Consider the following 26792-nt stretch of genomic DNA (forward strand, 5'->3'; position numbering starts at 1 on the left):
GCACCACCACGGATTACCGGGAGATGCCTTCGAGCGGCGAACTCGCCGTGGCATAGAGCTTTTTCGGCATCCTTCCAGCGAGATATGCCTGACGTCCCGCGAGCACGGCGTGCTGCATCGCTTCGGCCATCAGGATAGGGTCCTTCGCCTGGGCGATCGCCGTGTTCATCAGGATGCCATCGAATCCCAGCTCCATCGCGAGGGTCGCATCCGATGCCGTTCCAACCCCCGCATCGACAATCAGCGGGACCTCGGTGATCAGCTCGCGCAGAATCCGGAGATTAGCCGTATTTTGCAGTCCCAGCCCGCTCCCGATAGGAGCTCCCAGGGGCATGACTGCAGCCGCACCGGCATCGATCAATCTTTTAGCAAATACAATGTCATCAGAGGTATACGGTAAAACTGTAAAGCCTTCCTTTACCAAAACCCGAGTAGCTTCGAGCGTCGCCTGGATGTCGGGATAGAGCGTCGCCAGATCCCCGATCACCTCGATCTTTACCCAGTCCGAGAGTCCCACCTCGCGGCCCAGTCGCGCTGCACGGATGGCCTCCTCGGCGGTGTAGCAGCCTGCCGTATTTGGCAGCAGAAAGTAGCGCTGCGGATCGATATAGTCCAGCAGCGACTCGCTGGACCGGTCCAGGTTCACGCGGCGCACCGCCACTGTCACCATCTCCGCCCCGGAGGCTTCGATCGCGGCCTGCGTCTCCGGGCCATCTTTGTACTTCCCTGTTCCTACAATCAACCGCGACTGAAACGCTCGCCCTGCAATTACCAGAGGTGTCATAACTTCATTCTAAGACCAAATGCGAACGGCCCGCGCTCCGTAGAGCTGCAGGCGTTGCCGGTGAACTGTTGAGATTGACCTGAGGCGTCCAATGCCCGGACTTACCTCGGCGGAGTACTTTCAGCGAGTTTACTGAAGATCGCCAGGACCAAGAGCAGGGACGCTCTAAGCCTCAGTCACCTCACGTACATGGATCGAACTCGAACTGTCAGATTTCATAGGCTGGATCATCCTCCTTTCCCGTGTATCCGTAGATTACTACTCCGGCGTTGTCGGATCAAGTTCGGAGGCCACCTCTTGAAATGCTGGGGATACATCTCGCTCCAACAAGCGGGCATCGCACCTATAACGATGCAGGAACGACCAGAGAAACCCTGCTCCTGTCCTCAAACTCTTGCCTAGAAAGGTTCTCCGAGAAGATGAAACCAGCAACCATCATAGGAATTGTCCTGATTCTGCTTGGCATTATCGGTTTTGCAACTGGCGGCTTCAGCTTTACGCACCAGCATAAGGATGTCGATGCCGGTCCTATCCAGATCTCCCACGACAAGAAAGAGACCGTGCCCATCTCTCCAATTCTGAGCACCATTGCGCTGGTCGCCGGTGTAGGCCTGGTTGCAGTCGGAGCAAAGTCCCGGTAAATCTTCTCGACCATCACGGTTCATTGGTGGCATTAGCTATAGTTAATTAGCTAGTGCCATTTCACTTTAACGCCAGGTTCAATGAAAGATTCCATCACCGTATCGAAGGAAGACTATCTCAAGGCGATTCTCGAGGCGGAATCGGAGGGCCAGCACGTCATCTCCGCGACGCTGGCCCACTGGTTGTCTGTCTCTGCGCCGGCGGTCACGATGGCCCTCAAGCGGCTGAAGCGTGACGGCTACGTTCTGGTAAAGGACGACGGAACCCTGCAGCTCTCCGCCAAAGGCAAAGAGACCGCCTACAGGACCGCGCTTCGCCACCACCTCATTGAACGCATGCTCTCCGAGGTCTTCGGCATGGAGTGGTACCAGATCCACGACGAGGCAGAGCGCCTGGAACATGCCGTATCTCCCGCGTTCGAAGCGAAGCTGATCGAGAAACTTGGGGAGCACGGCACCTGTCCGCACGGAAACTCCGTCCTGCCGGAGAACCCGCTGCGGAGGAAAAAACGTGGTCTGCTGCAACTATCGGAAGCAGAAGAAGGGACCGACTACATCGTCGCTAGCCTGTACGAACGCGACCCCAGGCTTCTGCTCTTCCTCCACAATCTAGGTGTCGATCCCCAGGCGACCGTCCGTGTCACGGCGAAAAACTACGATGAGACCCTGTCCATCAAAACTCCCTCCGGAGCATTTACGCTGGGAGGCCCTGCGGCCGATAAGGTGTGGGTGAAATTGAAATAACTTAGCCTCAGAATTTTTAGTTAACCGTAGTTAATGTATTGTGGCATACTCCTATAAAGAGTCATCCCCTGCGATGGAGACCACTATTCCCATTTCGACTGAGAACAAGGCCCCGGTTCGCACCTCGCTCGCAGGTTCGCAGTCCAGTGTTCGCATCTCAGAGTCGCACCAGCTCTGGCGGCGCGCCGCAGGCTTTATCGGGCCCGGCTTCATGGTTGCCGTCGGCTACATGGATCCCGGAAACTGGGCCACCGATCTGGCCGCAGGTTCGAAGTACGGCTATACCCTTCTCTTCGTCATCATGGCGTCCAACCTGATGGCGATCCTTCTGCAGAGCCTCGCCCTCAAGCTCGGCGTGGCCTCCGAGCACGACCTTGCGCAGGCATGCAGGAGCCGCTACAGCCGGCCTGTGAACATCGGTCTGTGGATCCTCGCCGAGATCGCCATTGCCGCCTGCGATCTGGCCGAGGTGATCGGCTCCGCCATCGCCCTCCAGCTGCTCTTCGGACTCCCCCTCATCGTCGGAGTCATCATCACCAGCCTCGATGTCTTTCTGATCCTGCTGCTCGAGAACCGCGGCTTCCGCTACCTGGAGGCCTTCGTCATGGTGCTGATCGGAACCATCGCCGTTCTCTTCGGAGTTGAAATCATCCTCTCCCGGCCGGAGTGGCTGCCCATCGCGCATCATCTCTTTGTCCCCTCGCGTGCCGTCCTCCGCGACCCGGAGATGCTGTACATCGCAATCAGCATCCTTGGAGCGACGGTAATGCCGCATAACCTGTACCTGCACTCCTCCATCGTTCAGACTCGAAGCTATCCTCGGACGACGGCCGGCAAACGCGAGGCCATCCGGCTAGCCAACTTCGACTCCGCCGGTGCCCTGACCATTGCCTTGTTTATCAATGCGGCCATCCTCATCGTGGCCGCAGCCGTCTTTCACCGCAGCGGCCATACCGAGGTGGCGGAGATCGGCGACGCCTACAAGCTCCTGACTCCACTGCTGGGATTCACCGGGGCAAGCATGATGTTCGCGCTCGCTCTTCTCGCCTCGGGCCAGAACTCCACCGTCACCGGAACTCTCGCCGGTCAGATCGTCATGGAGGGCTTCCTCGACCTGCGCCTTCCCAATTGGCAGCGTCGGCTGATCACCCGCCTGGTCGCTGTCGTCCCCACCGTCATCGTCACCGCGCTTTATGGAAGCTCCGGAACCGGACGCCTGCTGGTCTTCAGCCAGGTCATTCTCAGCATGCAATTGAGCTTCGCCGTCTTTCCGCTCGTTCGCTTCACCAGCGATCCGACGTTGATGGGCCCCTTCGTCAACCGCCGCTGGGTCACCGTCCTCAGCTGGATCGTGGCTCTCCTCATCGCTGGCCTGAACGCCTGGCTGCTGATTCAGGTCTTCCGCTGATCCACACCATTACCGACCACATCCAGGCGCCACTTACAAATTCTTCATCCTTTTACGACCAGACGGGAAGATCACCATACTCGAAATGCGCCACAAATCCATCACTCGACATCTGCTGTATCTCAGCCTCTTTTCCGGCGCTGCCCTGATGGCTCAGCGACCGGATGGCAACCCACTTCCCGAGGCTCCATCCATCGCAACGACGATGTTTCCCCACTCCGACACGCTGCCCTTCTACGTGGCCGGGCAGGCTAATATCGTCTTCCAGGCCCATGCGCCGTTTCACTCCCCTTACGACGGTCCGAACAGCCTGCAGAGCCGCGGCGAGTACAAGACCTCTCTGGTCGGCACTCTCTTCCTCGGGCTCCAGCTCAATCGCAATCCGCGCTATGCTACCGACGCTATCGTTGACTTCGAATCTGCCGGGGGACGCGGCATCAGTCAGGCCCTCGGTCTGGCGGGCTTCACCAACCTGGACGTGGTTCGCAACCCCAACCTCGGTTCAAAACCCTACCTCGCCCGGGTCCAGATTCACCAGGTCCTCGGCCTGACCGACAAACTCACCGAGGCGGACCGCACACCTTATTCCCTCTCAAGCCAGCTCCCGGAGCGCCGCTTCGAGCTGCACGTCGGAAAGATGAGCCTGCCGGACTATCTCGACATCAACTCCATCGGCTCGGACAGCCACCTCCAGTTCCTCAACTGGACGGTCGACAACAACGGAGCCTGGGACTACGCCGCAGACACCCGTGGTTACACCTACGGTGCCGTGCTCGAATATCACGACCGTTCCTGGTCGGCTCGCTACGCTCTTGCAGCCATGCCCACCGTCGCCAACGGGATCGATCTTGACTGGGCCTTCAGTCGCGCGAGCGGCCAGAACTTCGAGTTCGAGCTGCGCAAGTCCCTTCTGGGTCACCTCGTCGCTCCAGAGCGCAAGGGCACCGTTCGCGTGCTCAGCTTCGTCAACCATGCCAACATGGGGCTGTATCGGGATGCGGTGAACGCCTATCTCTCCGGTCAGGACAAGACCCCCGACGTCGCCGCCCATGCAAAGTTCAGCTCCGTCAAATACGGCTTCGGGCTCAACGCCGAGCAGGAGCTCACCCCGAACCTCCGGGCCTTTCTGCGCTTCGGCTGGAACGAAGGCCAGCACGAGTCCTACGCCTACACCGAAGTCGACCAGACCGTCGCCTTGGGAGGCGATTATTCCGGACGCGGCTTCAGCCGTCCTAATGACAAAATCGGCGTCGCGTTCGTCTCCAATGCCATCAAGCGCGACCACCAGAACTATCTCCGCTATGGCGGCCTCGGCTTCCTCCTGGGTGATGGCAAACTGAACTACGCCCGCGAAGATATCCTCGAGAGCTACTACAACCTGCATGCATGGCGCGGTCTGTACTACGCGCTCAATTTGCAGTTCATCAATCATCCCGGCTACAACAAGGATCGCGGCCCCGTTCTGGTCGAAGCAGTCCGCATGCACGTCGACTTCTGATAACAGCCGTATACTTTCCCTGTGAGCTTGCGCATCGTTTACGAAGCAGCTGGTTTCCTTCTCGGCCTCATCTTTGGCAGTTTCCTCAATGTCTGCATCTCGCGTCTGCCGCAAAAGGCGTCGCTCGTTCGCCCCGGCTCTCACTGTCCGGAGTGCGAGTCTCCTATCCGCTGGCACGACAATATCCCCGTCCTCAGCTGGTTTCTCCTGCGTGCCCGTTGCCGCAGCTGCGGACAGCCCATTTCCTGGCGCTACCCGGTGGTGGAGCTTGCGACAGCAATCTGGTTCACCATCCAGGCGGCACGCCTTCATACCGTGCTGCAGTTCTACTTTGCCTCCCACACAGCGCCGTCTTCGTATGCTCCCTTCGCCATCATCGCGAATCTCGGGATCACCATCCTCGGCTTTCTTCTGATCGGCCTGATGGTGATGGACTGGCAGAAGGGTCTGCTCCCCAATTCGTTTACGATAACGGGAATCTTCCTGGGTCTCCTCCTGATCTGCGCCCAAGCTGTCTTTCTCGGCCCCACGGAGGGCGAGGTACTTCTGCCCGCCCACAGTATCCAGCTGACCAGCGTCGGTGCCGCAACCGAGAACGGGAATGTCTTTCTCACCGGACCCGAGGCCCTCATCGGAGGGCGCATCTTCGCTGCCCTTGGAGCCGGTCTCCTCCTTCTTTTCATCCGCTGGCTCTACCGCGCCCTGCGTCACCGGGAAGGCATGGGGCTGGGAGACGCCAAGATGCTCGCCATGATCGCTGCCCTTCTCGGCTTCTGGCCGGCAATGCTGTCGCTCTTCTTCGGGGTATTTGCGGCCAGCATCTATGCCGTCTACCTGGTCGTGCGCGGTCGTGCCAATGCAGCCTCAAAACTCCCTTTTGGGAGCTTCCTGGCGGCCGGAGGACTGGTGGCCGCGCAGGTAGGAGATCGTATCATCGACGCCTACGCACGACTGCTTCGATAGCCGCACAAACAGCCCTCTGGCTTGACACTAAACAGCCACAAAACTAGAGTCGAAGGTGGTCATGCACAATTATCCCTACATCTGGAACTATCTTCCGCTCGTGCTGCAAATCTTGGTAGCTCTTGGTCTTGCGTGTGGAATGGTAGGGGCTTCGTTCCTGATCGGCAAGCATAAGAATTCACGCACCAAGCTCGGACCTTACGAGTGCGGCATGGACCCTGTTGGCGATGCCCGCGGACGCTTTTCCGTCCGGTTCTACATGGTCGCCATGCTCTTCATCCTCTTCGACGTAGAAGCCGTCTTCATGCTCCCCTGGGCAGTTATCTTCCGCCGTCTTCCCCAGATCACCGGCTCGAAGATGTTTGGCTTCTACGAGATGCTCGTCTACCTCGGCTTTGTAGCCGTGGGCCTGTTTTATGTCTGGAAGAAAGGCATCCTCGACTGGTCCACCGATAAGGGAGATCTTTAATGGACCCCGCAGTTTTTGGTACTGAGGCCGTATTCGAGGCCCTGCCGGAAGACCCCGCCGTCAAAGCGCTGCGGGATCTCGCCACCGACGCTAAGTACGATCGCGGCGAGCTGACCCTTACGGTCGCCCGCGAGAGTATCGTCACGGCCTCCGAGGCCTTGAGGCGCGCCGGCTTCAACTTCTTTGAAGACGTGACCGCCGTGGACTGGTATCCGTCGGAGCCGCGCTTCCAGATCAGCTACAGCTTCCTCTCGCTCGGCATGAAGCGCCGGGTACGCGTCGTGGTACGGCTTGCCGGGGACGATGCAGTCATCGACAGCCTAACGCCGAACTGGCCCGCGGCAAACTTCTATGAGCGCGAGATCTTCGACCTCTTCGGCGTCCACTTCAGCGGCCATCCCAACCTGCGTCGCATCATGATGCCCGAAGACTGGCAGGGGCATCCCCTGCGCAAGGACTACCCCGTGGAGGGCTACCGCTAATGGCACCCATCGCCGCTCCAGACCAGATCAATCCCGGTATCGAAGATGTCATCGCCGATGCCGAGCGACGCCATCACGGCAACGACCCGATAGCCGACCAGACCATGATCATCAACATGGGACCGCAGCACCCGTCCACCCACGGTGTGCTCCGTCTCGTGCTTGAGATCGACGGCGAGACCGTCGTATCGCTCGCCCCCGACATCGGCTACCTGCACACCGGTATCGAGAAGACCTGCGAGGCCAAGTTCTACCAGCAGGTCGTTCCACTGACCGACCGCATCGACTATCTCGCGCCGATGATCAACAACACGGCGTATGCTCTCGCGGTCGAAAAGCTGCTCGATCTCGAGATTCCCGAGAAGGCGCAGTGGCTCCGCGTACTCTTCAACGAACTGATGCGCATCAACTCCCACCTCGTCTGGCTGGGAACGCACGCCATGGACATCGGCGCGCTCACCGTCTTCCTCTACTGCTTCCGCGAGCGCGAGCAGCTTCTGCGCATATTCGAGGCCGTCAGCGGCCAGCGCATGATGACTAGCTACATCCGCATCGGCGGAGTCAGCCTGGAGCCGCCGCTCGGTCTATTTGAGTCCATTCGCGCCTTCCTCCTCGACTTCCCTTCGAAGATCGAAGAGTACGAATCGCTCCTCCAGAACAACCCCATCTGGATCAATCGCCTCAAGGGAGTCGGCTATATCTCGCCTGAGGACGCAATCGCACTCGGCGTGACCGGCCCCCCGCTGCGCGCCGCCGGAATCGACTTTGACGTCCGCCGCGACATGCCGTACTCCAGCTACGAGAAGTTCCAGTTCAAGGTCCCCGTCTCGAACGAGAGCGACGTCTGGGCGCGTTACGTCCTCCGCATGCAGGAGATGCGTGAGTCGGTCAAAATCTGCCTGCAGGCCCTCGACGGCATGCCCGAAGGCCGCATCGTCGCCGACGCTCCTAAGATCATCCTGCCCGATCGCGAGCAGATGAAGACCCAGATGGAATCCTTAATCCATCACTTTAAGATTGTCACTGAAGGTTTTGCAGTTCCTGCAGGCGAGGCCACTAGCTCCGTCGAGGCGGGACACGGCATGATGAACTACTACGTCGTCTCCGACGGAACCTCCAAGCCCTACCGTGTGCACATGCGCAACGCAGACTTCTCGAACCTGCAGGCGCTCGAGACCATGTGCAAGGGAAGGCTGCTCGCCGACGTCGTCGCTGTGATCGGATCGATCGACATTGTGCTGGGAGCCATCGACCGATGACTCACCATATGCGCGGCTCAACAAATGAGCTCAGTACCGACGGACCTCCGATCGCGCCGTCAAATGGTAGAACTTATTTTTTTTGGATCTTCTCTATCATCACAACATTCATCTACTTGGTATTTGTCTATACCTTCACGATAGTTCCGGGCATTTATCGGATCTCGAAAGTACGGTCTTTGTCAGCAGTGAGCTTTCTGATTGCAACCGCACTGCTGATCGGTTTGTGGAACTTTAGAGCAATGGCGGTGCCCGCTACGACTCGATTCGGTATAGTCGCGACCGTATTTCTTTTGCTAGAGCTTACGCACTGCGTCATTGGAATAGGAGAATTAGTCTCGAGGTGAGTGCTCGCATGAACACCGAGATTTCATCCCTAAGCATCCACCGCGAACTTTGGACCTCGTGGGCCTCCCTGCTTCGCTCCTACGCAGCCGCCCACGGACTCAACAGCCGGCATCACGCAGTCGTCGAGGTCGGTGCAGACGAGATCACACTCCGTGTCGCAGGCCGCTGGCTTCGCTTCACGCATGAACAGATCGAAGACAGCGAAGGAAATCGTTCCTCTTTCTCGCTCGAAGAGGATGGAACGGTTAAACTGGATGGAAAGACACAGGAGATGGACCTTGCCGCCGAACAACTGGCGCGGGAGATGATGCACAGTGAGTCTTAAGAGTTTTGGTTGTCATTCCGACCGAAGCGTAGCGAAGTGGAGGAATCTGCTTCACCACACCGCCCAGGAAGTCACACAATGAGCACGATTACAAACTCGATCTTCACTCCCGAGACCGCCGCGCGCTTCGACCGCCTGGTAACCCTCTACCCCGTCAAGCGCTCTGCCCTCGTTCCCATGCTGCTCTACGCGCAGGACGAGGTCGGCTACGTCTCCGACGCCGTCGTGACCGAGATCGCTGAGCGCCTCGATCTGCTCGAGTTGGACGTCCGCAACGTGCTCTCGTACTACTCCATGCTCCGCACCAAACCGGCGGGCAAGTACAACGTGCAGGTCTGCACCAACATTTCCTGCATGCTGCGCGGCGGCTACGAGATCCTCGACCACTGCAAGCACAAACTCGGAATCGGCCACAAAGAGGTCACCGCCGACAAGGTCTTCTCCCTCGAAGAGGTCGAGTGCATCGGAGCCTGCTGCTGGGCGCCTGCGATGCAGGTCAACTACGACTTCCACGACAACCTCACCACCGTCAAGGTCGACGAGATCCTCGAGACCTATCGCGCCGGCCAGGGAAAGGACGTGAAATAGCATGCCGACCCTCGTCTCTCATCCCGACGAAGTCAAAGTCATCAGCCGCCGCTTCGGTCAGGGCGCAGCCGAGATCGATAAGTATCTCGAGCTCGACGGCTACAAGGCTGTCCAGAAGGCCATCGCTGAAGGCCCTGAGTGGATCATCAACACCATGAAGGCCTCCGGTCTTCGCGGTCGTGGCGGAGCCGGCTTCCCCACCGGCATGAAGTGGTCCTTCGTCCCGAAACAGTCCGAAAAGCCCAAGTATGTCCTGGTCAACGGCGACGAATCCGAGCCCGGAACCTGCAAAGACCACGTCATCTTCCTGCACGACCCCCACGCCGTCATCGAAGGCACCATGATCGCCGGTCTCGCGATCGGCTCGAAGATGGGCTTCATCTACCTGCGCGGCGAGTATCGCTACCTCCTCAAGATCATGGAGAAGGCCGTCGCCGACGCCTACGCCAAGGGCTTCCTCGGCAAGAACATCTTCGGCTCGGGTGTCGACTTCGACATCGTCACCCAGTCCGGCGCAGGAGCCTACGAGGTCGGCGAAGAGTCCGCCCTCATGGAATCCCTCGAAGGCAAACGCGGCGTTCCCCGCATCAAGCCTCCGTTCCCCGCCGTCGTCGGCCTCTACGGTGGACCCACCGTCATCAACAACGCCGAGACCATCGCCTCCGCCCCCCACATCCTTCTTATGGGTGGCGAGGAGTACGCCAAGATCGGCTCCGAGCGCAACGGCGGAACCCGCCTCTTCGGAATCTCCGGACACGTCGAGCGTCCCGGCGTCTATGAGCTGCCCATGGGCTACAACCTCAAGAAGGCAATCTACGACGTCGCAGGCGGCATCAAGGACGGCAAGAAGCTCAAAGCCGTCGTCCCCGGCGGATCCTCCTGCCCGGTTCTGCTACCTGAGGAGATCGACGTCGGCCTCGACTTCGATCAGATGGGCAAGGCCGGAACCATGCTCGGCTCCGGCGGCATCGTCGTTCTTGACGAGACCGTCTCCATCGTCGAGTTCGCCCTCCGTACCATCGCCTTCTACCAGCACGAGTCCTGCGGCTGGTGCATCCCCTGCCGCGAGGGCACGGACTGGATCAAGAAGACCCTGACCCGCGTCTACAACGGTGGTGGATCCAAGAAGGACGTCGCCAACGTCCAGTACCTCGCCGAGAACATGATGGGCCGCACCTTCTGCCCGCTCGGCGATGCGGCCGCCATGCCGACGCTCGGCTTCGTCAAGAAGTTCCGCAAGGAGTTCGAAGACTACATCGAAGGCCACAAGGCCGGAACCCCGATCATCACGGTCGAACAGCTCGTGGGAGCGCACTAAGCCATGCCAGACGTAACCTTCACCGTAGACGGCAAACAAGTCACCGCCCCGGCGGGAACACTGCTCATCGACGCCTGCAAGTCCGCCGGCCTTGAAGTCCCCGCCTTCTGCTACTACCCCGGTCTCTCGCTGCAGGCCGCCTGCCGCATGTGCGTCGTCCGCATCGAAAAGATGCCCAAGCTCCAGACCGCCTGCACCACTCCGGTCGCGGAGGGCATGGTCGTCTCCACCGAGACCCCGGAGATCGCCCAGGCTCGCAAGGCCACGCTGCAACTCCTGCTCGGCAACCACCCCCTCGACTGCCCCGTCTGCGACGCCGGCGGCGAGTGCGAGCTGCAGGACATGACCTTCAAGTACGGCGCCGGGGAGAGTCTCTACGCCGAAGCCAAGAACCACCGCGAAGAGCAGCAGTGGTCCCCGGTCGTCTTCTTCGATCGGCCGCGCTGCATCCTCTGCTACCGTTGCGTGCGCATGTGCGGCGAGGGCATGGACGTCTTCGCGCTGGGCATCCAGAACCGCGGCTCCTCTGCGGTCATCGCCCCCAACATCCCCGCGCAGTTGTCCCCTGACCACCTCGCGCATCTCGACTGCGAGCAGTGCGGCATGTGCATCGATGCCTGCCCCGTCGGCGCATTGACCTCCGGAGCCTACCGGTACAAGACCCGCCCGTGGGAGATGAACCACGTCGCCACCATCTGCACCCACTGCGGCGATGGCTGCAAGACCACCCTCGGCGTACGCTCCACCTCCGACGGCGCCGAGATCGTTCGCGGCGACAACCGCGACAAATCCGGCATCAACGGCGACTTCCTCTGCAACAAGGGCCGTTACGCCTTTGACTTCGCCAACTCTGCAGAGCGCATCACCTCTCCCCTTGTTCGCCAGTCCAACGGCGAGTTCAAGGAAGTCTCCTGGGAAGAGGCCTTCGCCGACGCCGGCAAAAAGCTCCGCGAGCTTCGCGACGCGCGCGGCGGATCCTCCATCGGAGTCATTGGCGGCAATCGCCTGACCAACGAAGAGGCCTACCTCCTTCAGAAGTTCGCCCGCACGGTACTCGGCACCAACAACATCGACCACCACCGCACTGCGGACTACGTCACCTTCGCCCAGGCGCTAGCCGGCCAGCAGGGCCGCACGGCATCCTGGCGCGACACCCAGAGCTACCCTGCCGTGCTCCTCGTCGGTGGAGACCCCACCAACCAGGCCCCCGGCACTGCCTGGAACCTGCGCACTGACGTCCGCCTGAACAAGGCTCGCCTCTACGTCGCCAATACCGATGAGATCAAGCTGCGCCGTCAGGCGAAGGCCTTCCTTCGACTGGCTCCCTTCGGCTACGGCGCTCTTGCCGCCTACCTCACAGGTGATGCCGCCTCCGCCTCGAACGCAGCTGCTGACAACAACGCGCTTGAGTCCTTCCGCGATGCCATCAAAGCCGAAGAGAAGCTCCTCATCCTCATCGGCTCCGAGCTTCGCGGCGCCGATCTCAAGCGCCTCATCGAGTTCGGTCTCACCATCCCTGGCGCGAAGTTTGCCCTGCTCTCCGACTACGTCAACTCGCGCGGAGCAGCCGACATGGGTCTGCTGCCCGACATGCTCCCCGGCTACGTCCCCGTCAGCACTCCCGGTCCGTTCGCCGAGCACAACGCCCCCACGACCAACGGTCTCGATATGCTCCAGATCTTCGAGGCGGCGGGACGCGGTGACTTATCAGCGCTTTACGTCGTCAACTCCAATCCCATCTCGCGCTTCAACGTCGATCCTGCCGCGCTCAAGGACACCTTCGTCGTCGTGCAGGAGATGTTCATGACTGAAACAGCCAAGCTGGCCGACGTCATCCTTCCCGCCGCCAACCTCTACGAGAAGGGCGGCTCCGTCACCAACAGCTACGGCGACCTCCAGCTCGTAAGGAAGGCAGCCGACCGCGCCGGCGTCCGCACCGACTTCGAGATGATCGTCCGTGTCGCCGACAAGATGGGCGCCGACATCAAGTCTCTGGTTCCCTTCGGCAAAGGTCTTCGCGCCGACATGGGCCAGTCCCGTGGAGCCCAGTCCGGTGAGGCCGATCGTCACGCAGTCTGGCTCACCGCCAACAATCTTGAGCCCAAGCTGTCGCCCTTCGATCCCTGGGCCATCCTCGACGAGATCCAGCGCCTCGTCCCCGGCTACAACCTGCTTCGCCTCCAACTTCTCAGCGGAAACGATCAGCACATCGAACCGGAAGCCACAGCTTCGAGCTCACCCGGTCGCCGGGACCTTGTACTTCCCTCCGGCGATACGCTCTTTACCTCGGGAACGCTGGGCCGCTTCTCGCCCGCCCTTAATGATGTGCAGCGGTACCAGGGCAACGAGCCGCTGATCCAGATCCACACCGCAGCAGAATGATCTTCGATACAGGAGTAAATAGTTAAAACCGTGAGCCACCTCACCGATTTCCAGACATTCCTGCTGCTTACGATCCTTAAGATCGCTGTCGTGCTCGTTATCACGCTCACGGCTGTGGCCTACACGGTTCTGCTGGAGCGCAAGGTTCTTGGCCGCATGCAGAACCGCTGGGGACCCTCGCGCGTCGGACCCTTCGGCCTGCTGCAGCCGCTCGCCGACGGTATCAAACTCTTCCTCAAAGAAGACCTGATGCCGCTGGCCTCCGAGCCTCTGCTATTCATCCTGGCGCCGATCATCGCGCTCACCTGCGCGCTCATCTCCATCGCTGTCGTGCCCTTCGGCGCAGTCACGCATGTGACGGCAAACGGAATCAGCGTCGACATGGGAACGATCGCCGACGTCAACATCGGGCTACTGGTCATCCTCGGCATCACCTCCATCGGGGTCTACGGCATCGCCCTCTCCGGCTGGTCTTCGAACAACAAATTCGCTCTGCTCGGCTCGCTCCGCGCCACCTCGCAGATGATCAGCTACGAGCTCGCCCTCGGCCTCTCGCTTGTCGGGGTCGTCCTTCGCGCCGGTTCGCTTCGGCTCCGCGACATCGTCGCGAGCCAGTCCGGCCACGGCCTGCTCTCCTGGAACATCTTCGGGGGCTTCCAGATCGTCGCCTTCTTCATCTACCTGATGGCCGCCTACGCCGAAACCAACCGCGCGCCCTTTGACCTCCCCGAGGCCGAATCCGAGCTCGTCGCCGGCTACCACACCGAGTACTCCTCGATGAAGTTCGCCATGTTCTTCATGGCCGAGTACGCCAATATGATCACCGTCGCCTGCGTGGCCACGCTGCTCTTTCTCGGCGGACCCACCAGCCCCCTCGGGCACCTGCTCCCCGACAACTTCGGCGGCCCTATCCTCTCTGCCGTCTTCCCGATCCTCTGGTTTGTCGCCAAGGTTCTCGGATTCCTCCTGCTCTACATCTGGGTTCGCGGGACGGTTCCACGTTTCCGGTACGACCAGCTCATGGCCTTCGGCTGGAAGTTTCTGCTTCCCGTCGCCATCCTCAACATCCTCGCTACCAGCCTCGTCCTTGCACTGCGAGGATGAGCCTCCAGCTACCTGCTTTACAATCAACGGGTAGCCCTTAAAAGTTTGCGCTGTATCGAATGATTCAAGCGATTCACTTCAAGAAGGAATCTGCGGAGCATCATGCAACTGGCACTGTTCATCATCTTTGGTCTGCTCGCCGTCGCAGGAGCCATCAACTTCCTGCTGCAGCGGCATCCCATCAACTCGGCGCTCTCGCTGGTCGTAGTCATGATGTCGCTCGCGGTCCTCTACTGGTCCCTCGGGGCTGAGTTCCTCGCCGCCGCACAGGTCATCGTCTACTCCGGCGCCATCATGGTGCTGTTCGTCTTCGTCGTCATGCTGCTCAACGCAGGCGAGGAAGAGCGTACCCACGGCAGCCGTGCAGCCTACATGGCCGGCGTCCCCGGAGCAGCCGCGATCTTCTGCCTTCTCAGCTTCGTCTTTCTGTCTAACGGCAAGGCCTTCGGTTCCACCGACCTGACCAGCCACCTCACCAACGCCGTCAACAACATCGCCGAGATCTCGCAGGTTCTCTTCCGCGATCTCCTGCTTCCCTTCGAGGTCACCAGCATCCTCATCCTCGTCGCGATTCTCGGAGCCGTCGTGCTCGCGCGAAAGGAGCAATAGTATGTGCGTCGACTTCAGCTACCTTGCCCCCATCTCCAGCTCCTCCGCCGCCGCCATCGCCGGTCTTGCCGCTGCAGCCGTCGCGGTCCGCAATAAGAACAAGAAGAAGGGAGAGTAGCGAATGGTTCCTATCTCCTGGTATCTGGTCCTCGCCGCCGTGCTCTTTTCCATCGGCGTTGCCAGCTTCCTCATCAAGCGCAACATCATCACTATCTTTATGTCGATTGAGCTGATGCTCAACGCCGTCAATCTTACCTTCGTCGCCTTCGCCCACATGTGGCACCAGATCACCGGACAGATCTTCGTCTTCTTTGTCATGGTCGTGGCCGCTGCCGAAGCCGCAGTCGGTCTGGCCATCATCATCGCCATCTTCCGTACACGCCAGACCCTGAACGTCGATCAGGTCAACCTATTGAAAAATTAGCAAAAGAGTCTTCGAACTAAACCTATGCCCGCTTCCTATCTCTGGCTGATTCCGCTGCTTCCCTTCGCCGGCTTCCTCATCAACGGAACCCTGGGCCGCCGTCTTCCGCGCCCGCTCGTCTCCGCGGTCGCTCTCATTCCGACCTTCCTCTCGGCCTGCATCTGGATGTGGCTCTGGTTCACCATGAAGGCCGCAGGCGCCCCGGAGTCCATCCACTCCGTCGTCACACTCTTCGGAAACTCCTGGATCTCCATCTCCGGCTTCCACGCCGACTTCGCCTTCACCGTCGACCACCTCACGCTCATCATGCTGGGCGTCGTCACCTGCGTCGGCTTCCTCATCCATCTCTACTCGGTCGGCTACATGGCCCACGAGGACGGCTACTGGCGCTTCTTCGCCTACCTCAACCTGTTCATGTTCTTCATGCTGGTTCTGGTCCTCTCTGCCAACTTCCTTCTGCTCTTCGTAGGTTGGGAGGGTGTTGGTCTCGCCTCCTACCTGCTGATCGGCTTCTACTTCAAAAAGGACTCCGCCGCCAACGCTGGCAAAAAAGCCTTCATCGTCAACCGCATCGGCGACTTCGGCTTCCTGCTCGCGATGTTCCTCCTCGTCGCGCACTTCGGCAGCCTCGACTTCGCCACCATCTTCAACACCGTCTCGCAGCATCCCGAGTGGCAGGGCGGCTTCCTCACCGCCATCGCTCTCCTGCTCGTTGTAGGAGCTACCGGCAAGTCCGCGCAGATTCCGCTCTACGTCTGGCTTCCAGACGCGATGGAAGGCCCCACCCCGGTCTCCGCGCTCATTCACGCCGCCACCATGGTCACCGCGGGCATCTACATGGTCGCCCGCACTCACACCATCTTCGATCGCTCCCCCTACGCGCTCGGCGTGGTCGCCATCATCGGAGCCGCCACCGCTCTCTTCGCCGCCTGCATCGGCATGGTCCAGCACGACATCAAGCGCGTGCTCGCCTACTCCACCATCTCCCAGCTCGGCTATATGTTCCTCGCCTGCGGAGTCGGTGCCTACGCCGCAGGCATCTTTCACCTCCTCACCCACGCCTTCTTCAAGGCGCTGCTCTTCCTCGCCGCCGGCTCCGTCATCCATGCGCTCTCCGGCGAGCAGGACATGCGCAACATGGGTGGCCTGCGCAAGCGCATCCCCGTCACCTTCTGGACCATGACGATGGGCGTCCTTGCCATCTCCGGAATCCCAGGATGGTCAGGGTTCTTCTCCAAAGACGAGATTCTCTACCGCGCCTTCATCAGCAATAACCCCATCGGCAAACTTCTCTGGCTCGTCGGCGTCGTCACCGCCGGAATGACCTCCTTCTACATGTTCCGGCTCTGGTTTAAAACCTTCTTCGGCGAGCCGCGTTATGAAGAACACCCCAGCCTTCACAACCAGGGAGCTGCCGCTCAGTTGCATTCGGGTACACATGAAGTCATGGCCGCCGGACACGACGAAGGCCAGATCGCACACCCCCATAGCGTCCATGAATCACCATGGACCATGCTCGGCCCTCTCGTCATTCTCGCCTTTCTCTCGTTCGCTGGAGGTTGGGTCGGCATCGCCTCTATCTTCGGCGGCCATGATGAGATCGGTCGTTTCCTCGATCCGGTCTTCTCAGCCGGCACAGCAGGAACCGGATTTCAGGCTGAGTACTCGCACGCCACTGAACTCATTCTGACTGCGATCTCCGTCCTCGCCGCCGCCATCGGCTTCTTCATCGCCTATGCCCTTTACTACAAGAAGCCCGGAACCGCCGCCTCTTACGCGCGCCGCTTCCCCGCTCTCTACCGCCTCGTCGAGAACAAGTTCTATGTCGACGAGATCTACCAGGCAGTCATCGTCACCCCGCTGCTGGTCTTCTCACGCCTCTTCCTCGCAACCCTCGTCGACGGCGGTCTCGTCAACGGATCCGGCTTCACCGCCGGCGCCACCGCTCGCGGCCTTGGTTCGCTCGCCCGCCGGATTCAGTCCGGCAACATTCGCTCCTACGCCGGCTGGCTTGCCCTTGGCGCCGCCGCTGTCATCGCGGTCATGATCTTCGGCCACTCACTCTGGTTGCACTAACCAAATAAGGAACCCGGACGCTCTCTCGAGATGAACATCGACCATAACATTCTGACGATCATGACCTTCGTACCGCTCGCCGGAGCCATCGTCCTCGCCCTCTTGCCCGACCGCGATCGCATCCAGCAGTGGGGTGCCCTCGCCGTCACGCTGCTGACCTTCTTGCTCACGCTGCATCTTCCCTTTCACTTCGACTACAGCGTCCCCGCGGGAACCTTCCAGTTCCAGCAGAACTCCTCCTGGATCACCTCCCCCGCCATCCGCTACCACGTCGGCGTCGACGGCCTATCCATGTGGCTCGTTGTCCTGACAGGTCTGCTCGCGCCCCTCGGCGTTCTCATCTCCTGGCGCGCCATCGATAACCGCCGCCGCCTGTTCTACGTCCTCTTCCTGCTCCAGCAGGTCGCGATGCTCGGCATCTTCGTCTCGCTCGATCTCTTCCTCTACTACGCCTACTGGGAGCTCTCCCTCGTCCCCATGGCGCTCCTGATCGCGACCTTCGGGCGCACCGAGAACCGCCGCCGCGCTGCCATCAAGTTCTTCCTCTACACCTTCATCCCCTCCGCTCTGCTGCTCGTCGCCATGCTCTGGCTCTACGCCCGCACCGGAACCTTCGACTATCCGCAGCTCGCCCGCATGGCCGCCGCCCACAGCATCTCCTCCAATAACGCCGCACTCTGGCTGGCATCGCTCGCCTTCCTCGCAGCCTTCGCGGTCAAGGTCCCGGTCTTCCCGCTGCACGGCTGGCTCTCCGATGCCGTCTCGGAAGCTCCCACCGCAGCCGTGATGGTCATCGCCGGAAAACTCGGACTCTACTCCATCCTGCGCTTCTCCTTAGGCATCTTCCCCAGCCAGTCCCACCGCATCGCGCCCCTCATGCTCGCCCTTGGAGCCATCGGGATCGTCTACGGTGCCCTGCTCGCCCTCATCCAGAAAGACCTCAAGCGCCTCGCCGCCTTCGGTACCCTCGGCCACGTCTCCGTTGCCATCCTGGGAATCTTCGCCTTCACCGTCTCCGGCATCGATGGCGGCATCTACCAGACCCTCAACGAAGGCATCGGCGGCTCAGCGCTGTTCATGCTTCTTGGCCTCCTCTACGAGCGCTACCGCACCTACGACATGCGGGAATACGGCGGCCTCGCCGCGCGGCTCCCCTGGATCGTCACCATGTTCGTCCTCACCGCGCTCTCCGTGGTCGGCCTCCCCATGTTCAACGGCTTCGTCGGCGAGTTCCTGGTCTTCTCCGGAGCCATGCACTCCGCCGTCGCCCAGCACCTCGGCTGGACCGTGCTCGCCACCTCCAGCGTCATCCTCACCGCCTCTTACATGCTCTGGATGATCCAGCGCGTCTTCTACGGCGAGCTCGGACGTCGCCCCGAGACCATCGTTCCCGTCGACCTCACCGCTCGTGAACATCTGGCCCTTTGGCCTTTAGTCGCTCTCTTCCTGATGATGGGAATCGCCTCCCCCCTGTGGCTCAGGGCCATTGACATCGCAGGCGCCAACATCGCCGCCACGGTCAATCGCAGCCAGGCTGTCACCATGAACTTCGAGGCATCCTCCCAGAAACAGAACGCCGCCTCCCCAGCCTCAGAGACCGCACTTAACATGACGACACCTGCCTCCGCGACGAAAGGAACACGCTAATGTCTCCCAACGTCCTCGCTCTTCTCCCTGAGATCATCCTCACTATCACCGGTGTGCTCATCATGCTGGCTGAGCCCCTGCTTCCCGCAGGCAGCTCCCGCAAGCCCCTCGGCTGGCTCGCCATCCTCGGCACACTCGCCGGAGGACTCGCCAGCTGGTACCAGCTCAGCTTCGGGACCATGCACGGCTTCTTCGGAACCATCCAGGTCGATACCTTCTCGGTCTTCTTTCACCTGCTGATCTCCGCCATCGTACTGGTCACCCTCCTCAGCTCCGTGGACTACTTCGAAGGTCACGCCTCCCACGCCGGAGAATACTTCGCTCTCGTGCTCTTCGGCGCCACCGGCATGATGCTGATGACCTGCTCGGTCGAACTCCTCATGGTCTTCGTCGGCCTCGAGATCTCCTCCATCTCGACCTACATCATGGCGGGCTTCCGCAAAGGCCAGGCCTCCGCGACCGAGTCGTCCATCAAGTACTTCCTGCTCGGCTCCTTCGCCACAGCCTTCTTCCTCTACGGAATCGCCCTCGCCTTCGGCTCCACCGGCTCCACGCGTATCGATGCCATCTCGCTCGGCCTCGCACACACGGCTACCCCCACGCTCGCCATCCTGGCGCTCGCCCTCATCATCATCGGCATCGGGTTCAAGGTCTCCGCGGCTCCATTCCACGTCTGGACCCCCGACGTCTACCAGGGAGCTCCCGCACCTGTCGTCGGTCTCATGTCCACCGCTCCCAAGGCCGCCGCCTTCGCCGTCCTGCTCCGCATCCTCTTCTCCGGCTTCCCCTCGTATGAGCCCCGCTGGGCAGGCCTCATCTGGATCATCGCCGCACTCTCGATGTTCATCGGCAACCTGGGCGCGCTGATGCAGCGCGACGTCAAGCGCATGCTGGCCTACTCCTCGATCGCCCACGCCGGCTATCTTCTCGTCGCCTTCACCGCCTTCCCTGCCGACGGAATCGCCTCTGCCTGCTTCTACACCGCGGCCTACGCCGCCATGAACGTCGGAGCCTTCACCGTCATCACCCAGATCGGTGGCTACAACGAGAACGCCCGCACCATCGACGACTACGCCGGCCTCGCCCTCAAGCGCCCGGTCCTCGCCGCCGCGCTCGGCCTCTTCCTGCTTTCGCTCATCGGAATCCCCTTCACCGGCGGCTTCTTCGGCAAGTTCTACGTCTTCTCCGCCGCGCTCCATGCCGGCAACGTCTGGCTCGGAGTCATCGGCCTGCTCAACAGCGGCATCGCCTGCTTCTACTACCTGCGCCTGCTCGCGGCCATCTACACCCGGCCCACCACCGAGAACGATCGCATCAGCGCCGCGGCCCGCGTAAGCATCCCGGCCGCCGCCGCTATCGCCATCACCGCCGCCGCCACCCTCTGGCTAGGAATCGCCCCCAACTCCGCGCTCGGCCTCGCACAGCGCAGCGCCGACGCCGTGCACGCGGAACCTGGATCCGTTCAGCACGCAACCAGATAAATATCTCTCTTGCACAATCAGGTGCCTGCGGCCCTTTAGGGCAGCAGGCATTTGTATATGGTGGCCAGCGCGTTGTGCATCACGACAGATAAAATGGACCGTGGTAAATAAGGCTTCAAGAAATATCACTCCGGAGCAGGACATGCCATTCGTCAACAATCAAGGTGTACGTATTCATTACGAAACAGTTGGCAGCGGGTCCGCCCTCGTTCTTCATCACGGAACATTCGGAAGCGGCGCCGATTGGGCTGATGTTGGATACGTTGACGCCCTGAAGGAGGACCATCAGTTGATCCTTCTGGATTCAAGAGGACATGGCGAAAGCGACAAGCCTCACGATCCCGCCGCTTATGGCCTCGCTCATCGTACCTCGGACGTCTTGGCTGTGCTGGATGATTTAAGCATTCAGAAAGCAGACTATTTCGGTTTTTCGTTGGGTGGCTGGATCGGGTTTGGACTCGCGAAACATGCGCCACACCGCTTCAATTCGTTCATTCTTGGCGCCGCACATCCATACGCGGAAGATATGCAGCCGTTTCGTGACTATATGCCCCGCAGTCCTGAAGCGGTTCCAACGATGGTGGATCAGGTCTTCGGCAGTCGCATCACGCCAACAATGCGGTCACGTCTTCTGGCCAACGATCTCAAGGCGTTGCGGGCGTTGACTCAAGATCGGGAGTCCAACGCTGACGTCCTGCCGTCCATGACAATGCCTTGTCTCCTTTTCGTGGGAGAGCTTGATCCGCGCTTGGCCAAAGTGAAGGAATGTGTGTCCGAGCTTCCGAACGCGACATTTTTCACTTTGCCCGAAAGCGATCACATCGGTGCGCTATTCCGTAGCGATGTGGTGATCCCTCACATCAAGGCTTTTTTGTCGAAAGTCCGCCGATAATCGGCGCGCTTGATGGCGCCGGGTGCCCCATTAATGGCGCAGTCTCATCGCGACATGAGTGGGCATTCGAGCGAAGCTCGAACTCACATACTGTGCTCCGGACACCACCCCAAACCCCGGTGCCATTCCTGAGCGAAGCAACGATCAACCAGATCAGGAAGTCGGCGTGGCAACCTTCAGAAACCCGTTCGCGAGAAACTTCTGCTGCTCTCCCGACCACGACCAATAGCGGCGCTCAACCTTCTCAAGCCTGTCGTTTACGGCCGAGGTTCGCGTCTCTTCCAAGGCTCCATCGGGAAATCGCAGAAACGTGCTTTTTTCCAGTACTTTCTGATCGCTGGGGAAATCGTCCTGCGACCGATAATCCTCGGTCCTCAGCGTCTCCTGCAATCTGCCATTCAGGACCGAAAAGATCTGCATCTCCTTCAGTACAAGTCCCGAACCGTGACCGCCAGTCACACCGTGAAGCAGGAGATCATCTTCATCTCTGGACCGCAGCGGGTTCAGTTCCAGCGAACTCGATCCTCCCCAACAGTCGAGCTGCCGATGGTCGATCACGTGCCATGGTATCTTCGCGGAATCCTCATCCGATCCCCTGAGGAGATAGAGATAGCAGGAGACACCGGTGCCGCTCGGCAGGAACGCAACCCCGTAGTGAGCGGTGCCTCTGGTACGAACCGGCCGCAGTTCGATCTTGTCTCCCGGCAGCAGGTGCTCCGCGACGTCCGTGGCGACGGCATTCTCGACCCCGAGACGGGTCAGGAGTCCAGCCTTCTGCCCAGCGTCGGCCATCTCCAGCATGCTGTTCATCTCATCCAGCCTGCCGGAAGGAATCTGCCCATCGATCCCCACCTTAACGTACTGCGCCGCAGATGATCCGACGAAAACCACAAAATAAATGCAACATGCGATCCCGAACCTATTGAGCAATCGAGTGCCTCTCCCCCCACACTGCGGACTACGATCCACATTGTGCCATGAGCGTAACCCGTTCACCGGCAGTTTTATCGCGCCAGAGTTGACCTTTCATGCAACACCCCGCATCCTGTTCCGGTGCCCATTCATGGCCGGGTGCCCCACATCTCGGACTCTGAGATATGGGTTATTCGAGCGAAGCTCGAACCTCCTGTAATCTTGGAATACCGCCGACATCCAAGGAAAACGACCCCGGCGCTGGAAGGCAGTTGAGTTGAAACATACCCAGAACACCAGTACTGTCAGACGTATCTTTGTCTACGAAGCGGAGTCTAACGAGAGATAGCTCTGCGGAGGTCGTGAATGGTACCGCTCGCAATAACGGCGGTTCTTGCGGTCATAGTATCGGTCGGCAGTAGCGGGCAATATGTGCGCGATCCACCGCCGCTGGCGGCCGACACCCTAACGAGCGTTCAACTCTTTGCGTTTGGTGGTGTGGGCTTTGCCCCCAGGATCTCCGACGGAGAAAGGGCCTTCCGTGTCGTGATGAGAAAGCCACACGACGAAGCCCTGCAGATCATGGAGACGATCTTCGCCAACGGAACCGTCGAAGCAAAGAGCTACGCGCTCGCAGGAATCCACGCCTTGGATCCAGAACGTTTCGATGCCCTGTATCAGTCGGTCGCCAAGACGCCACAGAAAGTTCACAGGATGCAGGGCTGCATCCGATTCGAAGACACGCTTCCAGAGATAGCTAAGCAGATCCGTTCCGGCGCATACGACAAGGATGTGCGACTTCAATCTGTAGCTGGACGTTGAGCCGGGTGCCCCATCTTCGGCGCAACTTCATCGCGCCTATGGTGGGCCATCGCTATCAGCGCGACCCCAATTCAACCGCATAGCCGCGGCGTGCCCCACATCCAGACTGTGAGATGTGGGCTCAATCGAGCGAAGTTCAAACCTCAAATCCTGATCATCCAGACATCGTCCGCACGCGCCCACCAAGAACTGTCATCCTGAGCGGAGCGACCGCAGGAGCGAAGTCGAAGGATCTGCGGTTCCCCCGCACAAAACTCCGCCCACTTCCACCTGTCAACCCCGGATCCCACCTATCCCGCACAAAGCAAAACAGATCGACAACGCCGATTCATATACTTCCAACAACTAAGATTAAATACACAAGCAAAGACACGCATAGAACTCCGCCAAACACGAGGTCCGGACCTAAGTGGCTTTATCTTGAAGACTTTGCACGAAAACAGTACGGGGGTACCCATCCCGAGACACAGAAAAGCCCTCGCCGAAGCGAGGGCTCTCCGTATCAAACAGTAAGAAACTTACGCCTGCACCTTGAGGAAGATGATAACGAAGGTGAACAGAGCCAGTGACTCGATGAAGGCCAGACCGAGAATCAGGAAGATGAAGATTCCGGGACGAGCGCCAGGGTTGCGTGCAAGAGCCTCGGTGGCAGAGGCGGTCGCCTTGCCCTGGCCCAGACCGCAGAGACCAGCCGCAAGGGCCATGCCCAGACCGGCGGCCAGCGGAACCCACTGCGAAGCGGGGGAGTAGTTCCCCGCACCCTGTGCAAAGGCCGGCGTTGCGAGCAGCATCGCGGCCAACGACATAAACAGATACTGAAGCTTCTTCATTACGACTCCATCTCCCGTCAGATACGCCGCCAGTGGGTGGTTGATGCTCACCGTGCTGGCACCCTCACGCTAGCGGCGCTGAAGCTACGGCAGAGAGGGAGTCCCTCTGCCGCAAACTCAAATCCTTGCCTGCTCTCCCCCGGCTCGTCATTCTGAGCGAAGCGAAGAACCCTGTATCTCTTCCGGCCCAGTCCAAAACTCCCAGGCCGTAGAGATTAGTGATCGTGCGCCACTGCCAGCGAAAGATAAACCGCTGCCAGGAGGAAGAACACATACGCCTGGACAACCGCCACACCGAGATGCAGGCCCAGGAAGATCAGCGGAATTCCGATCGGCACCAGCGAAAAGAACGCCAGCGTCACCAGATCGCCCGCCAGCATGTTGGCGTAAAGACGAACCGTGAGCGAAAGGACACGCGCAAAATGCGAGATAATCTCGATCGGGAAAAGCAGAGGATACAGCCACCACACCGGCCCGAGAAACTGCTTGATATACGCCGCGCCATTGGCCCGAACACCGTGATAGTGGTAGTACAAAAACGTGACCAGCGCGAATCCCAGCGGCACGACCGGGTTTGCCGTCGGCGAGGCCAGCCCGGGAATCAATCCCAGCAGGTTGCTCAACAGAATGAACAACAGAAGTGCCGTTAGGTAGCTGACGAACCTCTCCGATCCATGCCCGATCACCGACTCTCCCTGCTCGGAGACAAACTCATGAGTCATCTCGGCCAGGTGCTGCACAGCCGCAGGCTTCTCGATGCTGAGCGTCAGCCGGATCAGGATGAAGTACGCAATCAAAACCGCAAAGACCAGAAGCTCCATAGCGAAGGCATCCGTGATGGGAGCCTGCGGATACTTCGGATGCACATGAAACGCCTCAAGCAGCGCCGTAACAGGCGCAGCAAGGTGAGCGTTCAGAAATCGTGTCAACAAAAGCTGAGTCGGCATAAAAGTTAGCAGAACGGTTTTCTATAAAGTCGGCAGAACGGTCTCTAAAAAATAACCTGAACGCTCTTTCGTATCGTTCAGACAGTCCAGGCCTTCACCAGCCTCAGACCCTCCACCGTGAGTGCAAACACTCCGAGGGCGAGTCCGGCCGCAAGCGCATAGACTGAGCCGTTCAGTACCTTAAGGCTAACATAGAGAAGCACGATCGTGGCGGCCAGCCGGATAAAGAATCCCAGCAGAACCATCGCCATCGGCTTCGCCGCTCCCCCCTCATCCATTCTCGCCATCACAGCCGTCATCAGCCGCATCCACTCCCACAAACCCGACGCCGAGATCACCGCACCGACCGCCAGCAGAGCCGCCGACTGCCAGCCCATCTTCCACCACAAAAACGCCACCCCGACCACCGACACAATCGCCAGCAGCCGCAGCGCCCGCAGCATCGTCTGGCGGAAATCTTCGTCCGAAAACGACTCTAAAGCTCTCATCGGATCCGCGTTGCCCTCACTTGCCCCGCCTCAGGTACCGCGAAGCCGTCAGGAAGATCTGCAGAAATCCGCCGATCGCTCCCATGACGATTCCGACGATCCCGATCCAGTTCTGGTGAAAGTGCTTGTCCAGCCATGCCCCGATCAGCCAGCCGATCACGCATCCCGCCGGCAGCGCAATCGCCAGCTGAATCATCGACTCAGCCTTGACCAGCTCGCCCAGCGCTCCGCCTTTTTTTCCGTCCTCTGCCATCGCGATCACCATTACATCACGGACCAGCTTCTCCAATCGAACTCCGCCGCGCCGCTATACTGAACAACGACTATCCATACAAAAGGAAACACCTTGCACTTCGACTCCGAATTCGAGCAGAAGCTCTATCAGCAGCGCCAGGAGAAGCTCCAGCAGATCGCCGCGCTCGGCGCCGAGATCGGCCTCCACCCCGCGCAGGCGACCTATCCCAACTCCTTCACCGTCAGCGCTCCCGGCTGGGATGAGACGCAGGGCGACCTCATCCCCTGGATCAAGCAGAAGTTCGACTCGCCGGAGTCTCCCGTAACTGGCGAGCAGCTCGAAGCCGACCGCAAGCACGTCGCCGTCGCCGGCCGCATCATGGCCATCCGGCTCCAGGGCAAGGCCGGATTCGCCCAGATCCAGCAGGGCGGCCAGCGCCTCCAGATCTACGTCCGCAAGGACGACGTCGGCGAGAACGCCTTCGCCCTCTACAAGCTGCTCGACCTCGGCGACCACATCGGAGTCCGCGGCTACCTCATGCGCACCCGCACCGGCGAGCTCACCATCCACGTGACCTCTTCGGAATCCCCGTCCGCAGGTGCCGGCGGGGTGACCAGCACGCCAGCACAGCCCGATATGCCAGCCCAGCCCGGCATCACCTTCCTCAGCAAGGCCATGCTCGCGCTACCCGACAAGTACCACGGCCTCGAGGACACCGAGCTCCGCTACCGCCAGCGCTACGTCGATCTCTTTATGAACAGCGGCCACAGCGTCAAGACCGCCGCCGCTCAAACGCAGCCGCAATCAACACCTCAGGCACAGTCGATCTCCTCACCCCAATCTCAGGCGCAGGCCGCCGCCTCGCCCCAAGCCTCGCCCCAATCTGGTGTCATCCTGAGCGAAGGCGCAGCCGCAGTCGAAGGATCTTCGGTTGAACCCGCCGAAGAAGCCCCGCGCAACGTGCGCGAGGTCTTCGTCAAGCGTGCCCAGGTCCTCCGCGCCCTGCGCAAGTTCTTCGACACCCGCGGCTACCTCGAGGTCGAGACCCCGATGATGCAGCAGATCGCCGGCGGAGCCGCCGCGCGCCCCTTCATCACTCACCACAACGAGCTCGAC

At 60.3% G+C, this 26792-nt stretch carries 27 protein-coding genes; 21 read left to right on the forward strand and 6 right to left on the reverse strand.

The window, feature by feature from the left end:
- Window positions 1-13: 13 nt before the first annotated feature.
- Complete coding sequence (locus JAO29_RS21635) at window positions 14-784, reverse strand: thiazole synthase (protein WP_334270359.1); 771 nt, start codon at window positions 782-784, stop codon at window positions 14-16.
- Window positions 785-1203: 419 nt separating this feature from the next.
- On the opposite strand from JAO29_RS21635, the gene JAO29_RS21640 reads away from it, so the two are divergent.
- From JAO29_RS21640 to JAO29_RS21730, 19 genes are all read left to right on the forward strand, one after another.
- Window positions 1204-1425, forward strand: a complete 222-nt coding sequence (locus JAO29_RS21640; protein WP_334270360.1) for a DUF3185 domain-containing protein — start codon at window positions 1204-1206, stop codon at window positions 1423-1425.
- Window positions 1426-1506: 81 nt separating this feature from the next.
- The gene (locus JAO29_RS21645; protein ID WP_334270361.1) at window positions 1507-2169 is read left to right on the forward strand and encodes a metal-dependent transcriptional regulator; all 663 of its coding nucleotides are present in this window, start codon (window positions 1507-1509) and stop codon (window positions 2167-2169) included.
- A 40-nt stretch (window positions 2170-2209) separates the two neighbouring features.
- A complete protein-coding gene (locus JAO29_RS21650; protein ID WP_334270362.1) occupies window positions 2210-3577 on the forward strand; it encodes an Nramp family divalent metal transporter in 1368 nt (455 codons plus the stop codon).
- An 85-nt stretch (window positions 3578-3662) separates the two neighbouring features.
- Window positions 3663-5075: a carbohydrate porin gene (locus JAO29_RS21655; protein WP_334270363.1), complete on the forward strand. Its 1413-nt coding sequence runs from the start codon at window positions 3663-3665 to the stop codon at window positions 5073-5075.
- Between the two features lie 21 nt (window positions 5076-5096).
- Window positions 5097-6038, forward strand: coding sequence for a prepilin peptidase (locus tag JAO29_RS21660; RefSeq protein ID WP_334270364.1), 942 nt, complete (start codon window positions 5097-5099; stop codon window positions 6036-6038).
- Between the two features lie 61 nt (window positions 6039-6099).
- A complete protein-coding gene (locus JAO29_RS21665) occupies window positions 6100-6507 on the forward strand; it encodes an NADH-quinone oxidoreductase subunit A (protein WP_334270365.1) in 408 nt (135 codons plus the stop codon).
- Entirely contained in the window at window positions 6507-6989 is a 483-nt protein-coding gene (locus JAO29_RS21670; protein ID WP_334270366.1) for an NADH-quinone oxidoreductase subunit C, read from the forward strand. Before JAO29_RS21665 ends, JAO29_RS21670 begins: the two co-directional genes overlap by 1 nt.
- Entirely contained in the window at window positions 6989-8248 is a 1260-nt protein-coding gene (gene nuoD / locus JAO29_RS21675) for an NADH dehydrogenase (quinone) subunit D (RefSeq protein WP_334270367.1), read from the forward strand. The genes JAO29_RS21670 and nuoD overlap by 1 nt, the downstream gene beginning before the upstream one ends.
- A gap of 355 nt (window positions 8249-8603) precedes the next feature.
- Entirely contained in the window at window positions 8604-8921 is a 318-nt protein-coding gene (locus JAO29_RS21680) for a transcriptional regulator (protein ID WP_334270368.1), read from the forward strand.
- A gap of 78 nt (window positions 8922-8999) precedes the next feature.
- Window positions 9000-9509, forward strand: coding sequence for an NADH-quinone oxidoreductase subunit NuoE family protein (locus JAO29_RS21685; RefSeq protein ID WP_334270369.1), 510 nt, complete (start codon window positions 9000-9002; stop codon window positions 9507-9509).
- 1 nt (window position 9510) lies between these two features.
- Entirely contained in the window at window positions 9511-10827 is a 1317-nt protein-coding gene (gene nuoF / locus JAO29_RS21690) for an NADH-quinone oxidoreductase subunit NuoF (RefSeq protein ID WP_334270370.1), read from the forward strand.
- Window positions 10828-10830: 3 nt separating this feature from the next.
- A complete protein-coding gene (locus JAO29_RS21695; protein ID WP_334270371.1) occupies window positions 10831-13209 on the forward strand; it encodes a molybdopterin-dependent oxidoreductase in 2379 nt (792 codons plus the stop codon).
- A gap of 30 nt (window positions 13210-13239) precedes the next feature.
- A complete protein-coding gene (gene nuoH / locus JAO29_RS21700; protein ID WP_334270372.1) occupies window positions 13240-14313 on the forward strand; it encodes an NADH-quinone oxidoreductase subunit NuoH in 1074 nt (357 codons plus the stop codon).
- 102 nt (window positions 14314-14415) lie between these two features.
- Complete coding sequence (locus JAO29_RS21705) at window positions 14416-14922, forward strand: NADH-quinone oxidoreductase subunit J (RefSeq protein WP_334270373.1); 507 nt, start codon at window positions 14416-14418, stop codon at window positions 14920-14922.
- Between the two features lie 121 nt (window positions 14923-15043).
- A complete protein-coding gene (gene nuoK / locus JAO29_RS21710; RefSeq protein WP_026386432.1) occupies window positions 15044-15346 on the forward strand; it encodes an NADH-quinone oxidoreductase subunit NuoK in 303 nt (100 codons plus the stop codon).
- Between the two features lie 24 nt (window positions 15347-15370).
- Window positions 15371-17422, forward strand: coding sequence for an NADH-quinone oxidoreductase subunit L (gene nuoL / locus JAO29_RS21715; protein WP_334270374.1), 2052 nt, complete (start codon window positions 15371-15373; stop codon window positions 17420-17422).
- A gap of 30 nt (window positions 17423-17452) precedes the next feature.
- Window positions 17453-19069, forward strand: a complete 1617-nt coding sequence (locus tag JAO29_RS21720; RefSeq protein ID WP_334270375.1) for a complex I subunit 4 family protein — start codon at window positions 17453-17455, stop codon at window positions 19067-19069.
- Entirely contained in the window at window positions 19069-20550 is a 1482-nt protein-coding gene (locus tag JAO29_RS21725; protein WP_334270376.1) for an NADH-quinone oxidoreductase subunit N, read from the forward strand. Before JAO29_RS21720 ends, JAO29_RS21725 begins: the two co-directional genes overlap by 1 nt.
- A gap of 142 nt (window positions 20551-20692) precedes the next feature.
- A complete protein-coding gene (locus tag JAO29_RS21730; protein WP_334270377.1) occupies window positions 20693-21442 on the forward strand; it encodes an alpha/beta fold hydrolase in 750 nt (249 codons plus the stop codon).
- Between the two features lie 153 nt (window positions 21443-21595).
- On the opposite strand, the gene JAO29_RS21735 is transcribed toward JAO29_RS21730, so the two are convergent.
- Complete coding sequence (locus tag JAO29_RS21735) at window positions 21596-22333, reverse strand: hypothetical protein (RefSeq protein ID WP_334270378.1); 738 nt, start codon at window positions 22331-22333, stop codon at window positions 21596-21598.
- A gap of 387 nt (window positions 22334-22720) precedes the next feature.
- Between JAO29_RS21735 and JAO29_RS21740 the strand changes: the two genes are divergently transcribed.
- Window positions 22721-23176, forward strand: coding sequence for a hypothetical protein (locus JAO29_RS21740; protein ID WP_334270379.1), 456 nt, complete (start codon window positions 22721-22723; stop codon window positions 23174-23176).
- A 518-nt stretch (window positions 23177-23694) separates the two neighbouring features.
- On the opposite strand, the gene JAO29_RS21745 is transcribed toward JAO29_RS21740, so the two are convergent.
- The 4 genes from JAO29_RS21745 to JAO29_RS21760 all read right to left on the reverse strand — a co-directional run bounded on the left by JAO29_RS21745 (window position 23695) and on the right by JAO29_RS21760 (window position 25730).
- Window positions 23695-24006 (reverse strand): ATP synthase F0 subunit C, encoded by a 312-nt coding sequence (locus JAO29_RS21745; RefSeq protein WP_035350182.1) that lies wholly within the window; start codon window positions 24004-24006, stop codon window positions 23695-23697.
- A gap of 215 nt (window positions 24007-24221) precedes the next feature.
- Window positions 24222-24953 carry a F0F1 ATP synthase subunit A gene (gene atpB / locus JAO29_RS21750; RefSeq protein WP_334270380.1) on the reverse strand — a complete coding sequence of 244 codons (732 nt, stop codon included), beginning with the start codon at window positions 24951-24953 and terminating at the stop codon, window positions 24222-24224.
- Window positions 24954-25030: 77 nt separating this feature from the next.
- Window positions 25031-25441: an ATP synthase subunit I gene (locus tag JAO29_RS21755; protein ID WP_334270381.1), complete on the reverse strand. Its 411-nt coding sequence runs from the start codon at window positions 25439-25441 to the stop codon at window positions 25031-25033.
- 16 nt (window positions 25442-25457) lie between these two features.
- On the reverse strand, window positions 25458-25730 hold the full coding sequence (locus JAO29_RS21760; RefSeq protein ID WP_334270382.1) for an AtpZ/AtpI family protein: 273 nt from the start codon (window positions 25728-25730) through the stop codon (window positions 25458-25460).
- 57 nt (window positions 25731-25787) lie between these two features.
- Between JAO29_RS21760 and JAO29_RS21765 the strand changes: the two genes are divergently transcribed.
- Window positions 25788-26792: OB-fold nucleic acid binding domain-containing protein (locus tag JAO29_RS21765; protein ID WP_334270383.1), on the forward strand; the 1005-nt coding region annotated here is incomplete at its 3' end.

Source organism: Edaphobacter sp. HDX4 (assembly GCF_036877565.1).
Taxonomy (GTDB): Bacteria; Acidobacteriota; Terriglobia; order Terriglobales; family Acidobacteriaceae; genus Edaphobacter.